The 1,075-nt window shown below is 31.3% G+C and carries 1 pseudogene; it reads left to right on the plus strand.

The window, feature by feature from the left end:
• Positions 1-478 precede the first annotated feature (478 nt).
• A pseudogene (gene lgt / locus AS180_RS21340) lies at positions 479-979 on the plus strand (prolipoprotein diacylglyceryl transferase); the annotation flags it as partial.
• Positions 980-1,075: the final 96 nt, after the last annotated feature.

Raw genomic sequence — 1,075 nt, forward strand, 5'->3', positions numbered from 1 at the left:
AAAACAGAAAATTCAGTCAATATTTATGCGACGTTAGTGATATACTACCTATAATGAAAAGAATATTATGGATAACTCAAATTCCTATGCTACTACTTTAAGTACTGATATTTACGCTTTACAAAATTTATTTCATAAAATTGGAATTTAATTCACAAGTCTGAACTAATGTAAAATCCTATTAAATTATATTCTTTTAAGTAAATTTTATAAAAGGTAACATTCAATCAATGAGAAAATAAATTATGAATAGGTATTGGGTTAGCCATTAAATCAACAAAGCATATTCACTTTTTAATGATAATACATACTTTATGCTGAAAAGAAAGTGATTAAACTTATTAGCATTAGCAGATAATGAATACTTAATTAAAAGGTTGCTGTTAAAACGGCAACTTTTCTTTGTGTCTGCACAGTTTCTTCACTTTCACTTGATAAAATAGCATTAGCACTTTTGTAAAACAAGAGGAGGTAGCATATGGAGATTCAACCATTGAGCCGAGTAGCAATTGATTTAGGACCGATTACAGTCTATTGGTATGGGATTATTATTGCCACAGGTGTGATGTTAGGGTTATGGCTAGCAACAAGAGAATCACAACGTTTGGGGTTGAAAAAGGAACTTTTTATAGATTTGATTTTATGGGCTGTTCCTATAGCTATTATTACTGCACGTTTATACTATGTAGCATTCGAATGGGATTACTACTCCAAGAACCCACAAGATATTATAAAAGTATGGCAAGGTGGAATTGCTATACATGGGGGACTATTAGGAGCGACACTTTTTACTATTATATATGCTAAGAAAGTAAACCTTTCTTTCTGGACCATAGCTGATATTGCAGCACCAAGCCTGATTATTGGTCAATCAATAGGACGATGGGGAAATTTTATGAACCAGGAAGCACATGGCGGAGAAGTGACCAGATCGTTTCTTGAAAATCTTAATTTACCTAACTTTATTATTAATCAAATGTCACTAGTGTCGCATTAAAATAATTCAACGCTTTATAAAAATCTAAATTTTCAGTAATTTTATCTTTGCATAAAAAAAGCCTTTATAATGGTTGGG

It is taken from the genome of Priestia veravalensis, from assembly GCF_001457055.1.
GTDB classification, from domain to species: domain Bacteria; phylum Bacillota; class Bacilli; order Bacillales; family Bacillaceae_H; genus Priestia; species Priestia flexa.